An 18,111-nucleotide genomic window follows, 5' to 3' on the forward strand; every position below is an offset into this window, starting at 1 on the left:
TCACAACACAACGATAAGATCATTACGGTTAATCGTCGTTCATGTGCACAATGACTGGTCGAAAGGTAGTGATCTTACCGTTGTGATGAATGCACAGGCTGATGTGCCGCAACTACAGTAGTGCGCGCTTTGCGGGGCTTGCTACAACCCTGTGTCGGAGTTCAGCACCGACCATCACAATAGCTGGAGAGTAGGGAGCATGGTGCTCAAGCGGTCTTGAAAACCGTCCCATTGCGCAAGCGATGATGGTTCGATTCCATTACTCTCCGCCAGACACAGCGTTGAGCGGTTTGGCCTTTTAATCAACTCGATTAAGACTCCGCTAACATAAACCAGACCGCTCAACGCTGTGATAGACAATTACGGCAGACGTTCTTAACCATAGCTTGCTAACATCCTAGCAACACTTTTTTAAGCGCAAAATCCAAAGGGGCTTCGGCCCCTTTTTTGTTAATGATTGCCTAGATATGATTTTAGTTCTTCTTTAATGATTAGTGAGTATTCTAAAATATCACTTAGTAAAAATTTTGCTCTGTTAAAATACCCACCAAAAGAACCTAAAATTTCAGATGGTCTTTCTAAGAGCATCACAATATCATCTTCTTGCACTTTAGTAATGTAACTTCTAACAGCTCTTTCTCCAATAACTCTTTTCTTACCGTTTATTTCAGATTCATCTAAAACCTTATTTATAAATTTTTCTGTATCATTGAATCGTCCACTATTGTGTACTATTGTATGTCTTAGTAGTTCAATTAGCTTGATGTTAAAGCGATAGTTTTTGCCAATCTTGTTGTTTGTTTCTATCTCTTTGAAGCCAGGTATTTTATTTCTGAAAATTTTAGTTATTTTTTTCGATGGGTTACTTTTTGCTTTTAATAATCTGTAATAAACTTCCCTTTTCCCAATTTCATCATCTTCAACCTTACCAAAATCACTTGAGGACCATAAATCATTTCGAACACATACAGTATAGACATATATTGCCTCAATATAGTCTTCCAGTAACTCATAGGCTTCAGTAATAACCCACTGATATTGTTTATTTTTCAAAGTATTACACAATCTTATCTTTTCTTCTAAATCAATGGCGCTGTTACCTATCTCTAATGTTGAACCTGTATATGGGTTTGAACATAAATGGCGAGCTAACGTTGTGCCACACTTAATCTTAATAGTTTCATTAATATTAATAATAGTATCTGGATTTTGTGCATACTCCACTTCTTTAAGAAGACGTTTTATATTTTTCTTTGTTGTATCATTTATCTGATTTAAATAGTCAAAAAGTAAAGATATTTCTTCTCTAAATTCGTTGTATTTATTTTCAATCAAAGAATCAGACAACTTACCAATCATTAAAACCTCTATAAAATGTACATTTCAAGGCAATCCTTACTGTAATCTATTGTCGTAATCACTTCAATTGTTTACTAGTCAATCAATAAGTTACTACATACTTATCAAAAAAATCTGTTTGTAGTATAGTCTGATATGTTCGAATCAATATTTATAAAGGTATTTGTTAAGTTATGACGATCACTATCTACGGACGAGATAACTGCTCATACTGCAAACGTGCGGTCGAGTTGGCGAAGCAACTAAAGGGACATGGCTACGGTGATTATGAGTATATAGATATTACATCTGCGGGGATCAACAAAGAAACGTTGAGCAACCAGGTTGGTAAACCAGTGGATACCATACCTCAGATATTCATACATGGAGAGCATATTGGGGGGTATACGGAATTTGCGGCGCTGGTGAGTACACTATAAAAATGAAAAGGCCCATATAGGCCTTTTCATTTAGCGGAGATATACGCTTTACGCAACCGCGCTTTTAGCATAGAGGTGCTATTAACTTTCAGGCTTTCACCTACATATTTACCGTTAATCAGTTTAATTTCCCCTGAACCCAACTTGTTCTTTAAATCCTGACCAGCAGCTTTCTGTAGTCTTTCGCCCATTTCAAGGCTCAAACGTTCTGCAGAGGTGGGGTAATAATTAATAACTTTCAGTCGTGACGACATAGCCTCTTCCTCCTGTTGGTACATCACAGTATGCCTCCCATCCAGGAAAACCATTGGCGAACAATCTACTTTTACGTTTTCCATTTAGACCTAGTATCTTACAGTAAATGTCTACCAAGTCAGTTCTGCGTAAATGCTGATGGTCGTCTGCGGCGGAGAAGACATAAGCTCCTGCGTTACAAACAGTATAATGGTCAAAGATTATACTTGCAACATTCAAAAGCACTTGACCACCTGCCAAGCCTTGATGTTGGATATGCCGAAATCCTTTGAAATCCATTTCTACAGGGTCAATTTCGTCAAAAATCACTCCCCATACACCACTCAGAGGAAACCGGAATGTTGGATGTACATTTAGGATATCAACTCCCTTACGTGTGAAATCATCCATCGTCAATATTTGTTCAAACCCAACGGCATAAATAGTGCTTCCCACAGTGAATTGTCTGTGTACCATCCCACTGCCGAATTCTTCTGAGAATGGGTAGTCCCAATGAATTTGGTTGTTCACTGATTATTCCATATCTGAATAAACATGCGTCTATTCAAGCAGATGCCAACACAAAACACAATTTTTAGTTTAGATAATTTATCCTGAGAAGAATCACAGATTTTATAAAAAAGGCCTACAATGATTCCATACCTACTATGTATGGAATCATTACTGAAAATGAGTTACTTTTACTCTTGATCCTATAAGAATCTATGCCTAATATACTGTTTACTTATACAGTGCATCGGCGTAACTCGGTGATTGTCATATGAAAAATAGCTTTGACAGAGCACGCGCTGCGGAGAACACCTCAAAAGAGGCGATTGAGTATCTCGAAAGAGCATCTCAAATGCAGGCCGTTATGATCTCCCAGGTCAGCAATGACATGAGATTCTCGGACGCATTCATGTTATTCACTCGCTTATCTCTGCTGATAACAAGACGTCGGCCAGAGATCGCTGTTCATTGTATTTTGATACATGTTTTGCCGCACATTGCCGATGTAAAAGTAAGTGATATTAATAGGTTCATGGTGAACCAACTGGTCAACCCACTAATACTGGATGGCAAAATTGTTATGGGTCGCCGCGTTTTCTCTCTGATGAAGCAGTTCCTCAGCTGGTGCGCCTTCCAGGGGATGATCGACGTGTCACCGTTAAACGATATGTCACTTAACAAAGTTGCCGGTGGCGCAAAGCCCACACCTCGCGAGCGGAAGCTAACCGACGCAGAGGTATGGGTGTTCTGGAATATATGGGACTACTTCAATGTGTGTGCTGGTACAAAATGGGCGGCCAGGCTATGTCTTGTATCCGCAAGACGACCTGACGAAGTACTGCGGGCTAAAAAAAGTGAGTTCAATCTTAAGCGTGGGGTTTGGAATCAAGGCAAGAGGAACAAATCTGCCCGTGAGCATTCTCTGCCTTTAAGCTCATTAATGCGCACATGCATTGAAGAGTTGTTCGAATACGGTAAAGGCAGCCAGTGGCTCGTGCCTTCGAATAAAAAAATCGGGAAAGACCTTCCTATGTCTAAAGTGGCAATAGCCCAGGCATTACGTCGTATTCTGGAACGACCAGAACTGATGGAGCTTGAGCCATTTACACCCCGAGACTTGCGCCGCACTGCGCGTAGTTACTTCCCAGCATTAGGCATAAGCCAGGAGGTATCACGCAAAATCATGAACCACAGTCTTGAGGGGATAGATCGAGTCTACGACCGGCACGATTATATGGACGAGATGCGAGACGCCTTAGAAAGTTTCTCGACGTACATCGCATCAATCGTAGAGCAACCGGATTTAGACGAAATTGACCACAAATTCAAGGGAGATCGTCTATCAACAGAGCTTATTCGTGTAAATTTTTCATAGAGACTTTATGGCCTCAACAACCTTTTGTGATGCGCCTTTCTCTTTACCGAATCGCTCGTTATATGCAGCAAGAACCTGTTTTTCGTCCTCGTTAAGAGGAGCGGTGCCTTCTTTGTATAAAAATGCTGCGAGTTCAGGTTGGCGTTCTTCCAGCACCATCATCATAAGACGACTTGGCTCAATACCCAGCGCCAGCGCCAACGGACGAACCTTATCGATAGGCAAAGGAATTTTGCCACTTTTAATTAAAGAAAGGTTGTTGGCATTTTTATAACCAATAAGTCTGGCTATTTGGGCCTGACTCATAGGTGAGGATTCAATCAGCCCTGCGATAAAAGCAGCATAGCGACTTTCTATAAATTCAATCTTGTTGTCAGACATTGTTACAACCTTTGCGCGTTCAATTCTCTCTGGTAAGTGCTTACCGATATTACATCAAAGGTTAGGGTTGTAAAGCTATTATCATTTTTTTCGATAGGCACTTAAAAGACCGGTTAAAGGCCATTGCACGGAGAAAAATTAGCCCAAAACAGGTAAGAAAATTAACTTGCATATGATATGAATGTATTCAGTATTGATATAAATTTTAGTAGTATTCCTTACCATAGTATAAGTTAGAATGGATTGATTGAATGAACACCACTATTTCCAGCCTAATCGCTCTTGAGATCGGACACGTACAGAAATTAGCTGATGAGTGTGTAGCTGACATCCTCACCGATCTACCGAATGAGCAGATTCAGGTTGGTGTGAATGACACAACTGGCTTTATATTCGAACTTAACAACAAACGCTTCACGCTTCTCAATATCGGCTCCGGGTCTTTAGCCGTCAGAATCTGTTAACCCCTCTTCTCCCTGCGCGAATGGCTTAGTTCCCTGTTCGCGCAGTGCTACATTAAACACACTAGTAAATAATTTGTTTTCATAACAAAGGATTAGCCATGTCTAAAAAACGTTCCATCAAAGAGGTTCAGGACTTCCGTGACAGTGTAAAACGAGTAGTCGCTCTCCTTTCAGGTAAAAACATCCCTGTTGCAGAACGAGGGGACGACGCTTATGTACGCTATAACGATGATGGAGAGCCAATTTTCGTAAACATCCCATCAATCCCGGATAACGCAACACCGGCATTGATGAATGCTGTGCGCGGATTTCTCGATCATGAGGTTGCTCACATTTTGTTTACCGATATTCGTGTGTCCAACAAAATGAGAGAAAAAGGACGCGTTCCTTCCTGGTCGCTATGGAATGCCTTAGAAGACGTGTTCATCGAGCGAAAAATGGGTCAGGTCTTTAACGGAACAAGACGTAATCTGATGGCAACTCAGCGCCTTATAATCGAAAAAGTCTTTAAACCAAAGGCTTCAGAGGCTATTGCTTATTGTGGCAAAGATCAGCGCGCGCTTTTTCTAAACTTCTTTCTCTGTCCGGTTGTAAGAGCCTGGGATGGCCAAGCACCGTTCGTAGATTTCATGGATGAACATTGGCCTGTCATTGAGAAACCAATTTCATTATTAAAAGAACATGGTATCGATGTGGCCGTGCGTAACATGTCTTGCACCGAGGATTGTGTAAAGGTGGCTGCGACCATAGCTAAGATCCTCAAAGACACTGAAAGTGAAAGCAAAGGTAAGGAGTCAGCTCCGGGAAAAACTTCCGATCCTTCAGACGCTGACCAGACGGATGCCTCTGGAGAAAACAATGAAGACAACGAAGATCATGAGACACCCTCAGTGTTAGATAATCACAAATCTATCAAATCAGAATCACATAGTAAGTACAAACATGATAATAGCGACAGTGATGATTCAGATAATTCTGAATCATCAGAAACAATATTCGATGATACAGAAAATGATAAAGAGGTATCAGATTCTGATGCTTCTGATAACGCGGCGTCAGAATCATTAACCGCTGACCACGAAAAAAGAAAAACGACAGAAGATGGCTCTTCAGATATCCCAACTCCGTCAAAAATGAGTCTGGAAGAGGCTTTAGAGGAGCTGGATAGCATAGAAGATGAAGTCGGAGGCATGACAGAAGATGCTCTATCCGAAACGATTAAAAGCGAGTTAACAGAAAGCTCGAAAAGCGAATACAGGCCATACAATCGCTCATACGACTTCATCGGCTCGATTGATCAGGCAGAAGCCCATATCAAACGGCTTATTAAAACATTCTCCGATATTGATTTGGGAGGATATCCAATCAGCCGCTATCGCATCGTTCCTGAAGGCAACCAGCTCTTCGACAAATATATTGAAAAGCATCTTTCGTCAGGTGTTTCGTCGACGCTGGCAAAAGACCTGGAGCGAGCAATAGCAAGCAGAAACAGAGTTCAGTTTATACCGGGCCAGCGTCGGGGGCGCATTCATGGTTCTAGTATCTACAGATTAGCAATGAATGATGCTCGCGTGTTTCGTAAAAAAGAAGAATCTAAAGCCGTTAACGCCTGTGTTCAACAAGTGATTGATTTATCAGGTTCAATGAGTGGTATAACGATTAAACTGGCTCTTGCAAGTGCATATACCATCGCCGATGCCCTTGATCGAATAAATGTTCCCAACATTATCACCGGCTTCACTACATTTGGTAGTCATATGGCGGCAGGAGAACTTAAGGCTGTCAAGTATGAGTTCTCTCGCTTTGAATCTTTAATGCTACCTATCATCAAAAATTGGAATGAAAAGGTAAATTCTCGCGAAGTTCGCTCACGTATGGGGTGCGTAGGCTACACATTCCCACTTCTTAATAACGTGGATGGTGAAAGCATAGCCAGCCTTGCATCGTTATTTTCCGGTCGCATGGAGGACAGGAAGATCATGCTTGTTCTGAGTGATGGCGCGCCGTGGGCTGTTGGGAGAGGTTTTGACGCTCATTTGCGTTCAGTTGCGAAGCAAATTGAAACGCAGACTGATATTGATTTGATGGCAATTGGCATCATGACTGACGCACCGGAGAGATTTTACTCAAATCATGCCCTGGTAACGAGCGTTGATAGTCTTGGTTCATCTGTAGTTACTGAACTATCTCGTATCATTTTAAAGTGAACAAAACAGCCTTAACGATAAGTAACCACTTACGATATATAATGATATATTTATATAAGAAGTTGAACGCTCATTAGAGAACAAAGGAAAAACGCATGACGACTACTGCACTGCAAAATGAAAAAAATCCTTCTGATTACCTTGTTTGCAAGTGGTGCGGCAAATCATTTCACTATTTTAAGTCCCATGTAGCCAATGGTAATTGCGAGGGCATTCCTGAGTCAGTAAAAGATGCCGATCCTGACACCGTACTGAAAATGTACACAACGCAGTTTCCAGATGAACCAACGCTATCGAAAAAGGCACTTGATGCAATTCAAGCTAAACGTGCCGAGCAAAAAAGCGAAATGGCCAAATCTTCTGTCTTGACCAGTAGCCCTGGCTACACAGGCACAGTTGAGTACAAGACAGATCTGGTCGCAGCTCACGAACTGCTAAACGTAACGGTGGAAGAACTCGGAACAAAACGTGGGACGCCGCTCATGGTTAGCGTCAACGTCAATACGCCGTATCCAGAGTTCGTTCCAGAAGTGAAGAAGGGCTACGTATATGGCGACTTCGAACTGATCAAAGATATTTTCATGATGCTTGAACTTGGCATACCTGGCTATTTGTGGGGTCATGCAGGAACAGGCAAATCGTCATTGCCTACACAGCTATGTGCTTTGCTCAATCGTCCGTTGATCCGTGCCCAACATACAGCATCAATGGAAGAGGCACATGTTACGGGGCAAATTCTGGCGCGTGATGGCTCTACGTATTTCGAACCTGGCTTGCTTGCGCTCGCAATGAAGCATGGCTGGGTTTACCTCGCGGATGAATACGACTTTGCGTTTCCACAAATTCTTGGCGTGTATCAGCCAGTGCTGGAAGGTGAAGCGTTGGTCATCAAAGAGGCAACTCCAGAATGGCGTCGCATTACTCCGCATGAACGGTTTGCTTTCATTGGCACTGGCAACACGAACGGATCTGGTGATGAAACCGGCTTGTACCAGGGTACAAACATCCAGAACGCCGCGAACTTTTCGCGTTTTGGCATCGTTTCGAATGTGAAATACATGAGCAAAGACGCAGAGATCAACATGTTGACAAATGCAGGCATCGTGGATGAATACGCTGAAAAGATGGTTAAGTTTGCCGGTATCGTTCGCGATGGATACGAAGAACACCTTATTAGTCAGCCAATTGGCCCTCGTGAACTTTTGTTGTCAGCCAAGATTGGAATGATGCGAGGCGACTTTGTGACAGGTATTGAGCGTTCTTTCATTAACAAACTCCCTTCAGCTTCTGCACAAGCGGCTCGTGAAGTTGTTCAAAAAATATTTGGTTAATCGTGCGTAAAGGATGTTTCGGCTCTCTTATCGCTGCTTCTGAAACAGGTAAGGCTTGTCTGGTGTGTCCAGACAAGCCCGATTGTCACCAATCAGCAAAAGAAGTTGCGATTTCGATGCATGGGAAGTTCGTAGGCTTCCCCAATGACAAAATCAAAAAAACCAGAAAGGTAAAAACACATGAAGGCACTGATGGTTCGAACTGACTTCTCACTTGGGGAGTCGGCTCTAAAAGCAGAAAACGCGGTGAAGATTGCCAGAGAAGCTGGCTACACCGCTGTAATTTCAGCAGATAGCATGAATATTGCGAGCGTTATTCCACTACAACGTGCCGCTGGTGACGACATGGCGGTTATTTGTGGTGTGAAACTAAACATTGTTGATGATCCCACATACGAGCACCGGGCTAAACTTGCTAAAGAATCTATGAGATGTATGGAATCATTAGAGCGAGGACGTAACTACTCGTTTACCGCTCTAATTAAAAATGAGAAAGGATATCGCGACATCTGCGAACTAATGACGGCGGCCAACACACGAGAACAGTTCTACTTTGTACCGCGTCTCTCGCTCGAACAGTTGGTTTCTACATATGCCAAAGGCAACATCATCCTGCTTACTTCCGACATCGGTAGCGTGTTCCAACGCAACGATTTTGCAAAAATCATAAGCACACTGATTACAGCGGGTGGAAAAGACAACTTCTATAGTGTGGTTTATCCGCACCCTACCCCATTCTACGACCAGATTAACGTCCGGGCGATGAAAGTCGCCAGCGCACTGAAAATAGAGCCAGTAGCGTTCTATCCCGCTTATTACGAATCGATCGACGATGCAGACATTAAAGACATTGCGCACATGGTTACGAACAACATAAAAATCGACCAGCCGCATCGTCTGCGTATCCCCCACCAGCGAGATAACGCCATCAATGGTCGTCGCCATCTCCTTGAGGCGCTTAAAGCCTTCTCCGTTCGCATGGATGTGCCGGTAACAGCTGCAATGGCCTCAACAACGCAGGACTCCATTATCGATGCCTGCACATGGCGCTGGCATGAATTGCCACCAGCACTGCCCAAGATGGCAGACGACGAACCTGCAACGCTGATGAAACTGGCTGTTGCAGGGCTGCGTAAACGTCTTACCACAAAAGAGTTTGGATACACACCACCTGCTTCTGAGAACAGGGTTTATGTTGAGCGACTTAAGTACGAAATGGACACGCTTACTCGCCTGGGATTTTGTGGTTACTTCCTGATGGTACGCGATCTGATGAATCACAGCCGTGAAACTGGCATTCCTGTCGGGCCTGGTCGTGGTTCCTCTGCCGGTTCTCTGGTGGCGTGGTGCATAGGCATAACCAACGTCGACCCAATCCGTCACGGTCTTCTGTTTGAGCGTTTCATCAACCCTGAGCGTCTCGACTTGCCGGATGCGGACTTGGACTTCAGCCAGGCACGTCGCCATGAGGTGATCGAGTATCTGAATGAACGCTACGGCGAAGATTACGTTGCAGGCATTCCGAACTTCACCTACCTGGGCGCAGCCTCTGCACTACGTGACACCGCTCGTATTTATGGTGTGGAGTCCGCAGATATGGCGGTATCAAAAGAACTGAAGAACGTCGAGGATGATAGCCTTCCATTGGAAGAGCTGCGCGAACAACTGGCAAGTCTCGACAAATACGCAACAAAATATCCTGATGCATTCAATGCAGCCTGCAAGTTACAAAGCCTTATGCGTGGCTTTGGTAGACATGCGGCAGGGATGATCGTAGCAGGTGTTCCTCTGACAGAACGTACACCGGTTGAACGCCGTGGTGACGCGCGTTGTATCGCATTTGACAAGCGTTACTGCGAGGCTATGGGCCTAATTAAGCTGGACGTGCTTGGCCTGGCAACTCTCGATTTGCTCGATAGTGCAAAACGCTACATAAAAGAGAACACAGGTGAAGATATCAATCTTGATGCCATTTCTCTTGAAGATCGCAAGGTGCTGGATGGTTTTGCTGCAGGGTATACACAGGGCGTATTCCAGCTTGAATCAGGCCCAATGCGCAAGCTGCTTAAAGATTTAGGTGGTGGAATTGAGCCAATGAGCTTTAAAACGGTCGTCGCTACAACTGCGCTCTTCCGACCTGGCCCGATTCAATCCGGCATGTTGGACGATTATGTGTCCGTGGCCAAAGGCTTCATGGCCCCACATTCCTTACACCCAATGCTGGACGACATCTCTCGCGACACAAACGGAGTTCTGATTTATCAGGAACAGATCATGGCTGCTACGCGAATCTTGGCGGGGTTCTCAATGGCGGAAGCAGACTCGGTCAGGAAAGCGATCGGGAAAAAAGATATGGAGAAAATGAAATCCATTGGCGGCGACTTCATTAAGCGAGCGGAGGAAGGCTGGGTGACAGTGTCACTGGATGATGGTTCTACGAGAAAAATCCATAAAGCAGCACGCCTACTTTGTGCTGATGGTGAGCGTCGCACTTATGCCGAAGCAATGGCAATAAATGCCGACATAACGAGCTTCGATATTTGAGAATTAATTTATAAGATAAGAAAACAATTTGTTTAGTGAGTCTTAGAAATGCCGAGTACGAAGTACAAAATCACAGAAGAATGGTTACGTCAGCGTTACATGGTTGACCTGATGAGAAAAGAAGACATTGCCGCCGAAGCTGGTTGCAGCAAGGCAAATATTGACCGCTTATTAGCCAAATGGGGGATCAGGCGCGGAAGCGCGCGGATCTCCGCTACCCCAGCCTGGAATCGTGGCAAAAACAAAAATAATGACGAACGTATGAAGCGTCTCTCCGAAGCCCGGACTGGCACTGGCAACCCTATGTATGGGAAAACCTCGTGGAATGCCGGTCTGCGTGCTGATATCGATGAGCGAGTGGCCACCGTTTCGAAAAAGCTAACCGGCAGAACAATCCGCGCGGAGACGAAGGAAAAGCTGGCGGCTGCCAAACGCGGAAAGATCGGAGAAGAAGCGAACAACTACAAAGGTGGCATCATCGTAAAAACCAACGGCTACATGATGCAGCTGGTTGGTAACAATGGCGTTTCGCAATACGAATACGTTCATCGATTGATAGCGAAAGAACGTCTCGGTCGGGAGCTACGTGACGATGAACATGTCCACCATATTAACCGCGATACGATAGATAACGCCCCTGGGAATCTTGTAGCACTTCCAGAAGACGCCCACATTCGCCTGCATAGTGAAATGCGTGAAGAGATATGGAGCTGGGAGCGCCAACGGAACTGGCTGGCCTCCAATGGGTATGAGTTCGTGAAGATTGATGAGGTGACTGCATGAAAATTACCGGTGTTGTCGAAGAGAGCAATGGCCTGACGCACGAACGAGCCGAAGAAATCTGGAATATGTTTGAGAAATCCGGCGCGTATGCCTTCAACAAATCACACTCTGTTGCTTACTCCTTAATCAGTTATCAATCTATGTGGTTGAAAACTCATTATCCCGCAGAGTTTTTCGCTGCTGCTCTCACTATTCTTGGCGAAGATAAACACCAGGGGCTGGTTAAAGATGCGCTGACCTATGGCATTCGCGTATTGCCACCAGACGTTAACGTGTCATCTAACCGAATCGAGATCCGCACGCTTGAAGATGGCAGCCAGGTGCTGTATGCGCCCTTCTCTGCTGTGAAGGGGTGTTCTGAGAATGGCTGCCAAGCCATCATGAGAGCGCGAGAAAAAGTTGGCGGCAAATTCGAGTCACTGGCGCAATTCGAAGAAGCTGTCGAGAAACGTGCCTGTAATAGTCGAGTGCGCGAATCGCTGCAAAAAGTAGGGGCGTTTGCATCCATCGAGCCAGGCAGTCTGCCAGCAACTGATCCAGAGCGCCTACGCGACCAGGCTGAATTGATGGGAAACCTTGTCATAGACGCAGTTAAAGCCTCACGTCCGTTTGAGATGAACCCCAAACGTTCGGCTGAAATTAACGTACTCATGACGCGGATGGCGGCTGAAATGGGCTTAGGTGATGAACTAATCCGCCCCAGCATTGGTATTAAGCCGAAAATCATGATCATTCTGGACAATGCGAACGGCAATGATGCTCGAACCGGTTACTTTATGGAGAACGGATACGACGACTTTAAGGCCAAGCTATTGACGGCTGGAGATTTACGCATGGGCGATCTCTATGTCACAGGTGTTTGCAAGAAGGTTAAAGACAAAGAAAAAGACTACACCAAAGACGAGATCGGCCAGTTCACCGACTTTATGCGTGAAGAGATCAATCTGGTGCGTCCGACCTATGTGCTGACGTGTGGCAGCCGGGCAACTTCATTGTTTAACAACAAAAACAAGCCATCCGATTTGGTCGGCAGGAAGGAGTATCTTCCAGACCTTGACGTTACTGTCTTTTACGGGTTTAACCCCAACATTCTTTACTTCAGACCTGAAGAGGGAGAACGACTAGAAGCGATATTAGCCGACGTAGCAGAAACTATTAAGACGTGATCCAATAAACATGGCCATAAAGGCCATGTTTTCCCTTATCCCCTCACCCCCCCTATCTTCAAGCTCATTGCCTCATCATTACAATGATATAATCAATACAAAATGATAAGTGATAAGGAAATGTGCATGATCGCCGATATTTACGAGAAAATAATGTCTGATCTCGAGTTTGACCGAGACAATCTGGAGGAAGTCTGGCGTAGACAACCCCGCCTTTTAATGGAGTATGGCTCAAAACTCGCTCATGCAGAAAGAAGTGTCGCAGAGGCAAAACTTAACCTTGAAGCTGTTGAAGCAAAGCTATACGACACAGAGCGTAAGAACTTGAGTATGAACGGCATTAAGTTCAACGAATCTGTACTGGACGCTAAGGTTAAAACAAACCCACAGTATCTGTCTAAAAGGCAGAAGTTGGATGAAGCACGGCACATCGCAGACATATACAAACATGCTGTCGCCGCCTTTTCGCATCGCCGAGACATGATCGTTCAGGCGTCAAAGATGGCCATCGTTGAATTAGAGCGATTAGGCTCTGAACGCTTTATTACTCCCCGTTGATTTTTGATAGATAATAAGTAAGTACTGATCTATCATTTAACAGCTCGAAAGAGCCACGAATGAACGAAAGCCCAACGCGCATAGCGCCATCGGCCAAATCACAACAAGGAGAAACACATGTCTAAGACATTACTTGATTTGCTTAACAAAACTCGTGAAGACATTGCCGCCAAACGTGGTAACAACGTTGATCTGACTCGCTTAAAAGACGGCGTCAACTATATCCGCATCTTCCCGAATAAAGACGACCCAAACGGTAAGTTCTTCCAGACTTTCGGTATGCACTACGTTAAGTATCAGAACGAGGAAGGTAAAGAAGCAACCAACGCTTATATTTGTGAGCAACATACTCACGGTCGCGCTTGTCAGCTATGCGAAATGGTGATGGAAGGTCGCGCTCGTCACAAGGGTAACAAAGCAATGGAAGAACGCATCGGTCAAATGCGTGCCACTCCTCGCTACCTGGTCAACGGCATTCTTTCTGCTCGTGAGGATTTCGCAGATGCTGAGAAATGCCAGTTAATCGAGCTGCCGTCTACTGTATTCGATGATATCTGCAAAGCAATCACCGAAGACATCGCTGATGATATCGGCAATCCACTGAGCAAAGAGGAAGGCTACGCATTCCTGATTAAACGTACTGGCTCTGGTCGCGATACCAAATATGACGTCTCGCCTAAGCGTAAAGTCTACAAAGGCGATATCGAAGATAAATTCTGGAATACCCAGCATGATCTGATCGCATACGCAAATCAGGCTGATGAAACTCGTCTTCTGTCGACAGTTCGCACTATGGGTCGTCTGATTGGCATCGCTGCACCAACTGCCGCAGCATCTGCACCAGCAATTTCCTCAACCGCGAAAACATCGGCTGCGGCACTACCTGGATTTGGCTCTGTCACTGGTCATACGGAGGGTGCGACTGCTGTAGCTACCGCTCATACCCCAGCTTCTGAACCAACCAGTCTGGTTGATGAAGAAATCCTCCGTGCCGTTGAAACTGAATTTAAACCAGAAGCAAGTCCCGCTGCCGTTGCAGTATCAGTCAAAGAGTCTGAAGCAGTCGCAACGACATCTGTAGCAGCCGCATCTGCGACGGAAGATGAAGGTCTGGATGACCTACTGAGAGAGCTGGACTCTCTGTAATCCCATTACGTGACCAGTAAGGCGTCTACGGACGCCTTACTTTTTGGAAGGAATGTACCGGTGAATTATCTCTTCGTAGATGGCAATAGCCTGGGTTATTACCACCAACAATCTGACAAATTGCACAACGGCGAAATGGAAGTACAGGCTGCTTTCGGCTTTGTTAAGAACGTCCGTCGTTATGCCTCCATCCTCCATGCCCGACCTATGATTCTTTGGGATGGATTTAGTGACAAGCGTCGCGACTTTTACCCGGACTACAAAGCAAATCGCGACGACGATCCTGATATGAAAAAGATGAAGGAAGGCTTTGCTATCCAGAAGCCATACATCCTCAAAATGATGACCGCGCTTGGAGTTACCCAACTCATTGCAAAAGATGCAGAAGCGGATGATCTGGCCGGGCTGCTGGTATCCCGCATGGCACCGCAGCCAACCGTTGAACACATCTATCTGTTAACAGGCGATAGCGACTGGCTTCAGTTAGTTCGTGAAAACGTAAGCTGGGTAAGCCTGCGTGAAGACGCCAAAAACAAGCAGGTTAATTTTGAGCAATTTGCGGAGCTGACAGGATTCGCTACTCCTCGCGCATTTTTGGAAGCAAAAGCATTACAAGGCGATAAATCGGACAACATTAGCGGTGTTGGTGGCATTGGTGCTGGCGGTGCGAAAGAGCTGCTGCATGAATGGGGAAGTGTCGCAACGATGGTACGCGGCATCAACGACGGCTCAATCGTGGTTGACAAAGGACGCCATAAGACCGCCTTCAACAAACTAGCGAAGAATGCCTTCAACGAGAAAACAGGCTGTCGAATGCTCGAAGCGTTCAAGAGAAACATCACGCTAATGAACCTGATTGAGACGAAGTTTCCGCCTACCGAAATCGAAACAATCAAAGGCAATCGTGACGTGAAAGCATTCGAGCAACTGTGCTACGAGCTGAATTTCCGTTCGTTCCTTGAAGACCTTGAAGTGTATGTTCTTCCATTCGAAAGGTATTGCTAATGCTTAAATCAATTATTAATGGCGCTACAACCACCCCTGCCCAACTGGCAAAAGAGATTGTCTTTTATCACGGTGAGTACGCTGTCATCGCACTGCCGTCAATTCTAGGCGCTGCCGGAATGAAAGCGACAGATCGCGAGTTTGGATTAGTCAGCGAGCAGGTCGTAAAAATCCTCGCTCGTGTATCCAGACTCCTTAACCACGATGCGATTGTATTCGATGAATCCGCCGCTTTAAAACGAATCAACGAAACAAAAGGAGCCTGATCATGGCAAAAGGAAAATCCGCACTGGCACTTGCTCTGAAAAAGAAAATCGGTAGCAACGACGAAATTCAGAAAGTAACTCATTGGATTGATACAGGCTTTCCACCGTTAAACAAAGCTATTTCTGGTCGTTACGATGGCGGCTTCCCATGTGGTCGTATCGTCGAAGTATTCGGTCCTCCAAGTGCAGGGAAATGTGTTACCGCAGACACCATGCTGCTGACGGAGCGTGGAATGGTAACAGTGAAAGAGTTGTTTGAGATTGAAGGGTACAAAGCGACATGCACTACTCGCGATGTAGAGCATAACGTTGGACTCATCAATGAAAATGGCGTGATAGAGAAGACCTCACACCTGACATGGAACAACCGTCGCAAATTCAAGCGTATTAAGCTGGCATCAGGCGGTTATATCGAGGCTACGTTCCGTCACCCAATCCGTGTGGTTGACGACTTAGGTAATGTCGTCTGGCGACATGCTGAAAAAATCAGTGTAGGCGACACGATTCCTTCAATGGTTGGCACACATCAATTCGGCGATCAGCACCTGGATGCCAATATCGCAAAACTGATGGGCTATTTAATTGCTGACGGATACGTCGCCTCTGAAAATTCAGTGAATTTTTCTAACACAGATCCTTTCATCAAGGATGAGTACTACCGCCTCATTTCGCTGGTATCAGACAAGATGCCAGTTACGAGAAAACATAACGGCTCGGAAGACCATGTGCTGTTTAGCAAAGAGGTGCGTTCGCTGCTTTTTAAAGAATATGGTCTGGAGTATGAGAAAGCTGCTGGCAAGCAGGTTCCGTTGAGTGTGCGTCGCGCCAATAGCGAGGCTCAAATTGCATTCCTTCGCGGCTACTTTGAGCTGGAATGCCACGTCAATGATGGTCGCTGCATTGAGGTTGTGAGCGCGAGTGGGCTGCTGCTACAGCAAATTCGCCTCATGCTCCTGAATCTGGGGATTACGTCAACTATCTCTGAAAAACACGTCGCGGGTTATGAAAATACATATTACCGGCTGTCATTCAGTGGCTCTAATTACGACCTTTTTCTGTCAACGATTGGTTTCGAATCTCCGGCACGTTTATCAGTGGCAACCAAACGGGACATTGGTTTTGACCGCACTTACTCAGGCTATGTTCCGCACATCAGCGGCTTAGTGAAATCACTCTACGAGTCGCTCACCAAGACCACCCGTGAAGACTACGCTCTGGTAGACCACGTTATTGGCCGCGGCGATCGTGTCGGAATAGACAAACTGCGAGAAATCTATGTCTCCTTCATTGGCAGAAAGAATCGTTTTAACGAGCATCTGTTTGCACAACTGGCAGCGGTAATTGGCTCTAACTTGTTCTACGACGAAGTCGTGGCTATTGAGGAAGGTGAAGCACCAACGTTCGACGTAGCGATGCCGGAAACACACTCTTTCTGGTCTAACGGGATTATCAGCCACAACACATTCCTTGCAACAGCAGCGATGATCTCCGCTCAAAAACAAGATGGTCTGGCGGTATTCCTCGATCATGAAAACAGTTTTGACGTTGGCCTGGCTGTAGCCAATGGCCTGAACGCAGATGAGGATGACGGTCAGTGGGTCTACAAACAGCCGGATACCTTCGAAGACTCCGTAGAGCTGATCGGCACAATCCTCAAGCTGGTGCGCGACGAAGAGCTTATTCCGGAAACAGCCCCTATCTGCATCGTAGCCGACTCTCTGGCGTCGATGGTTCCGAACTCGAAGGCTGAGAAGTTCGACAAGATGGCAGAAGGCACTGCGAAAGACAAAGATCAGCTGAACATGAACGACAACACGGCGCTGGCGCGCGCGACAAGTGCGAACTTCCCTACTCTGGCGCTTTGGGCGCGTAAGTACAACGCGTGCATCATCTTCTTGAACCAGGTGCGTACCAAAATTGGTGTGATGTTTGGCGATCCGACTACGTCTCCGGGTGGCGACTCTCCGAAGTTCTACGCGTCGGTGCGCATCCGTCTGGGTGCATCCGTCATGAAGGATGGCAAAGAGAAGATCGGACAGGACGTTGGCGCCGAGTGCATTAAAAACAAAGTCGCGCCTCCGTTTGGCAAATGCTCATGGAAATTCTACTTCGACCCGACTCGCGGGCTGGACGTCGTCGAGTCTCTGGTTGAATACATGCTGGAGGAAGGATACCTGCCCAAGAGCGCCAGCGGGCGTGTGGAAATTGGCGAGAAGAAATACACCAAATCACAGATCGTCGAGATGTACCGGGAGAAGCCATTAGCTGAAATCATTGCTGCGTTACAGGCAATAGATGACAGGCGCGAGAAGACATCACCGACAGATGAATTAGAAGATTAATTTTCAGGCGTCCGAATGGAC

At 45.7% G+C, this 18,111-nt stretch carries 16 protein-coding genes, 1 tRNA gene and 1 pseudogene; 14 read left to right on the plus strand and 4 right to left on the minus strand.

Annotation, left to right across the window (positions count from 1 at the left end; genetic code table 11):
* Positions 1-185 precede the first annotated feature (185 nt).
* Positions 186-272: transfer RNA gene (locus tag ACJHYD_RS18150), tRNA-Ser, on the plus strand.
* Positions 273-450: 178 nt separating this feature from the next.
* On the opposite strand, the gene ACJHYD_RS18155 is transcribed toward ACJHYD_RS18150, so the two are convergent.
* Entirely contained in the window at positions 451-1,359 is a 909-nt protein-coding gene (locus ACJHYD_RS18155) for a hypothetical protein (RefSeq protein ID WP_001755525.1), read from the minus strand.
* 173 nt (positions 1,360-1,532) lie between these two features.
* On the opposite strand from ACJHYD_RS18155, the gene ACJHYD_RS18160 reads away from it, so the two are divergent.
* Positions 1,533-1,778, plus strand: a complete 246-nt coding sequence (locus ACJHYD_RS18160; RefSeq protein WP_032328856.1) for a GrxA family glutaredoxin — start codon at positions 1,533-1,535, stop codon at positions 1,776-1,778.
* Positions 1,779-1,804: 26 nt separating this feature from the next.
* Here ACJHYD_RS18160 and ACJHYD_RS18165 read toward each other — a convergent pair whose 3' ends face one another.
* Positions 1,805-2,032 carry a hypothetical protein gene (locus ACJHYD_RS18165; protein ID WP_032328855.1) on the minus strand — a complete coding sequence of 76 codons (228 nt, stop codon included), beginning with the start codon at positions 2,030-2,032 and terminating at the stop codon, positions 1,805-1,807.
* Positions 2,007-2,543 (minus strand): hypothetical protein, encoded by a 537-nt coding sequence (locus ACJHYD_RS18170; RefSeq protein ID WP_077818713.1) that lies wholly within the window; start codon positions 2,541-2,543, stop codon positions 2,007-2,009. Before ACJHYD_RS18170 ends, ACJHYD_RS18165 begins: the two co-directional genes overlap by 26 nt.
* A gap of 250 nt (positions 2,544-2,793) precedes the next feature.
* On the opposite strand from ACJHYD_RS18170, the gene ACJHYD_RS18175 reads away from it, so the two are divergent.
* Positions 2,794-3,897 carry a tyrosine-type recombinase/integrase gene (locus ACJHYD_RS18175; RefSeq protein WP_032328854.1) on the plus strand — a complete coding sequence of 368 codons (1,104 nt, stop codon included), beginning with the start codon at positions 2,794-2,796 and terminating at the stop codon, positions 3,895-3,897.
* Here ACJHYD_RS18175 and ACJHYD_RS18180 read toward each other — a convergent pair.
* Complete coding sequence (locus ACJHYD_RS18180; protein WP_001282577.1) at positions 3,892-4,278, minus strand: helix-turn-helix transcriptional regulator; 387 nt, start codon at positions 4,276-4,278, stop codon at positions 3,892-3,894. The two genes, ACJHYD_RS18175 and ACJHYD_RS18180, sit on opposite strands and share 6 nt — an antisense overlap.
* A gap of 251 nt (positions 4,279-4,529) precedes the next feature.
* Between ACJHYD_RS18180 and ACJHYD_RS18185 the strand changes: the two genes are divergently transcribed.
* The 11 genes and pseudogenes from ACJHYD_RS18185 to ACJHYD_RS18235 all read left to right on the plus strand — a co-directional run bounded on the left by ACJHYD_RS18185 (position 4,530) and on the right by ACJHYD_RS18235 (position 18,090).
* Positions 4,530-4,742, plus strand: coding sequence for a hypothetical protein (locus tag ACJHYD_RS18185; protein ID WP_001098352.1), 213 nt, complete (start codon positions 4,530-4,532; stop codon positions 4,740-4,742).
* Positions 4,743-4,840: 98 nt separating this feature from the next.
* Positions 4,841-6,949, plus strand: coding sequence for a cobaltochelatase CobT-related protein (locus ACJHYD_RS18190; protein WP_032328853.1), 2,109 nt, complete (start codon positions 4,841-4,843; stop codon positions 6,947-6,949).
* A 95-nt stretch (positions 6,950-7,044) separates the two neighbouring features.
* A complete protein-coding gene (locus ACJHYD_RS18195; RefSeq protein ID WP_032328852.1) occupies positions 7,045-8,280 on the plus strand; it encodes an AAA family ATPase in 1,236 nt (411 codons plus the stop codon).
* Between the two features lie 180 nt (positions 8,281-8,460).
* Positions 8,461-10,824, plus strand: a complete 2,364-nt coding sequence (gene dnaE, locus ACJHYD_RS18200) for a DNA polymerase III subunit alpha (protein ID WP_072147172.1) — start codon at positions 8,461-8,463, stop codon at positions 10,822-10,824.
* Between the two features lie 48 nt (positions 10,825-10,872).
* Positions 10,873-11,607, plus strand: a complete 735-nt coding sequence (locus ACJHYD_RS18205; protein WP_001141258.1) for an HNH endonuclease — start codon at positions 10,873-10,875, stop codon at positions 11,605-11,607.
* Positions 11,608-11,654: 47 nt separating this feature from the next.
* A pseudogene (locus tag ACJHYD_RS18210) lies at positions 11,655-12,773 on the plus strand (DNA polymerase III subunit alpha); the annotation flags it as partial.
* A 126-nt stretch (positions 12,774-12,899) separates the two neighbouring features.
* Positions 12,900-13,331: a hypothetical protein gene (locus tag ACJHYD_RS18215; RefSeq protein ID WP_001404458.1), complete on the plus strand. Its 432-nt coding sequence runs from the start codon at positions 12,900-12,902 to the stop codon at positions 13,329-13,331.
* A 117-nt stretch (positions 13,332-13,448) separates the two neighbouring features.
* Positions 13,449-14,477 carry a hypothetical protein gene (locus ACJHYD_RS18220; RefSeq protein ID WP_032328850.1) on the plus strand — a complete coding sequence of 343 codons (1,029 nt, stop codon included), beginning with the start codon at positions 13,449-13,451 and terminating at the stop codon, positions 14,475-14,477.
* Positions 14,478-14,537: 60 nt separating this feature from the next.
* Positions 14,538-15,482 carry a 5'-3' exonuclease H3TH domain-containing protein gene (locus ACJHYD_RS18225; RefSeq protein ID WP_032328849.1) on the plus strand — a complete coding sequence of 315 codons (945 nt, stop codon included), beginning with the start codon at positions 14,538-14,540 and terminating at the stop codon, positions 15,480-15,482.
* Positions 15,482-15,748 (plus strand): hypothetical protein, encoded by a 267-nt coding sequence (locus tag ACJHYD_RS18230; protein WP_000920224.1) that lies wholly within the window; start codon positions 15,482-15,484, stop codon positions 15,746-15,748. The genes ACJHYD_RS18225 and ACJHYD_RS18230 overlap by 1 nt, the downstream gene beginning before the upstream one ends.
* Positions 15,749-15,750: 2 nt before the next feature.
* A complete protein-coding gene (locus tag ACJHYD_RS18235; RefSeq protein ID WP_032328848.1) occupies positions 15,751-18,090 on the plus strand; it encodes an LAGLIDADG family homing endonuclease in 2,340 nt (779 codons plus the stop codon).
* Positions 18,091-18,111 lie beyond the last annotated feature (21 nt).

It is taken from the genome of Escherichia sp. WS1368, from assembly GCF_046487485.1.
Classification (GTDB): domain Bacteria; phylum Pseudomonadota; class Gammaproteobacteria; order Enterobacterales; family Enterobacteriaceae; genus Escherichia; species Escherichia coli.

Excerpts from the sequence above, each read along its gene's own strand:
- ACJHYD_RS18155 (WP_001755525.1), bottom strand. The coding sequence starts at position 1,359 with ATGATTGGTAAGTTGTCTGATTCTTTGATTGAAAATAAATACAACGAA.
- ACJHYD_RS18160 (WP_032328856.1), top strand. The coding sequence starts at position 1,533 with ATGACGATCACTATCTACGGACGAGATAACTGCTCATACTGCAAACGT.
- ACJHYD_RS18165 (WP_032328855.1), bottom strand. The coding sequence starts at position 2,032 with ATGTCGTCACGACTGAAAGTTATTAATTATTACCCCACCTCTGCAGAA.
- ACJHYD_RS18175 (WP_032328854.1), top strand. The coding sequence starts at position 2,794 with ATGAAAAATAGCTTTGACAGAGCACGCGCTGCGGAGAACACCTCAAAA.
- ACJHYD_RS18180 (WP_001282577.1), bottom strand. The coding sequence starts at position 4,278 with ATGTCTGACAACAAGATTGAATTTATAGAAAGTCGCTATGCTGCTTTT.
- ACJHYD_RS18185 (WP_001098352.1), top strand. The coding sequence starts at position 4,530 with ATGAACACCACTATTTCCAGCCTAATCGCTCTTGAGATCGGACACGTA.
- ACJHYD_RS18190 (WP_032328853.1), top strand. The coding sequence starts at position 4,841 with ATGTCTAAAAAACGTTCCATCAAAGAGGTTCAGGACTTCCGTGACAGT.
- ACJHYD_RS18195 (WP_032328852.1), top strand. The coding sequence starts at position 7,045 with ATGACGACTACTGCACTGCAAAATGAAAAAAATCCTTCTGATTACCTT.
- dnaE (WP_072147172.1), top strand. The coding sequence starts at position 8,461 with ATGAAGGCACTGATGGTTCGAACTGACTTCTCACTTGGGGAGTCGGCT.
- ACJHYD_RS18205 (WP_001141258.1), top strand. The coding sequence starts at position 10,873 with ATGCCGAGTACGAAGTACAAAATCACAGAAGAATGGTTACGTCAGCGT.
- ACJHYD_RS18215 (WP_001404458.1), top strand. The coding sequence starts at position 12,900 with ATGATCGCCGATATTTACGAGAAAATAATGTCTGATCTCGAGTTTGAC.
- ACJHYD_RS18220 (WP_032328850.1), top strand. The coding sequence starts at position 13,449 with ATGTCTAAGACATTACTTGATTTGCTTAACAAAACTCGTGAAGACATT.
- ACJHYD_RS18230 (WP_000920224.1), top strand. The coding sequence starts at position 15,482 with ATGCTTAAATCAATTATTAATGGCGCTACAACCACCCCTGCCCAACTG.
- ACJHYD_RS18235 (WP_032328848.1), top strand. The coding sequence starts at position 15,751 with ATGGCAAAAGGAAAATCCGCACTGGCACTTGCTCTGAAAAAGAAAATC.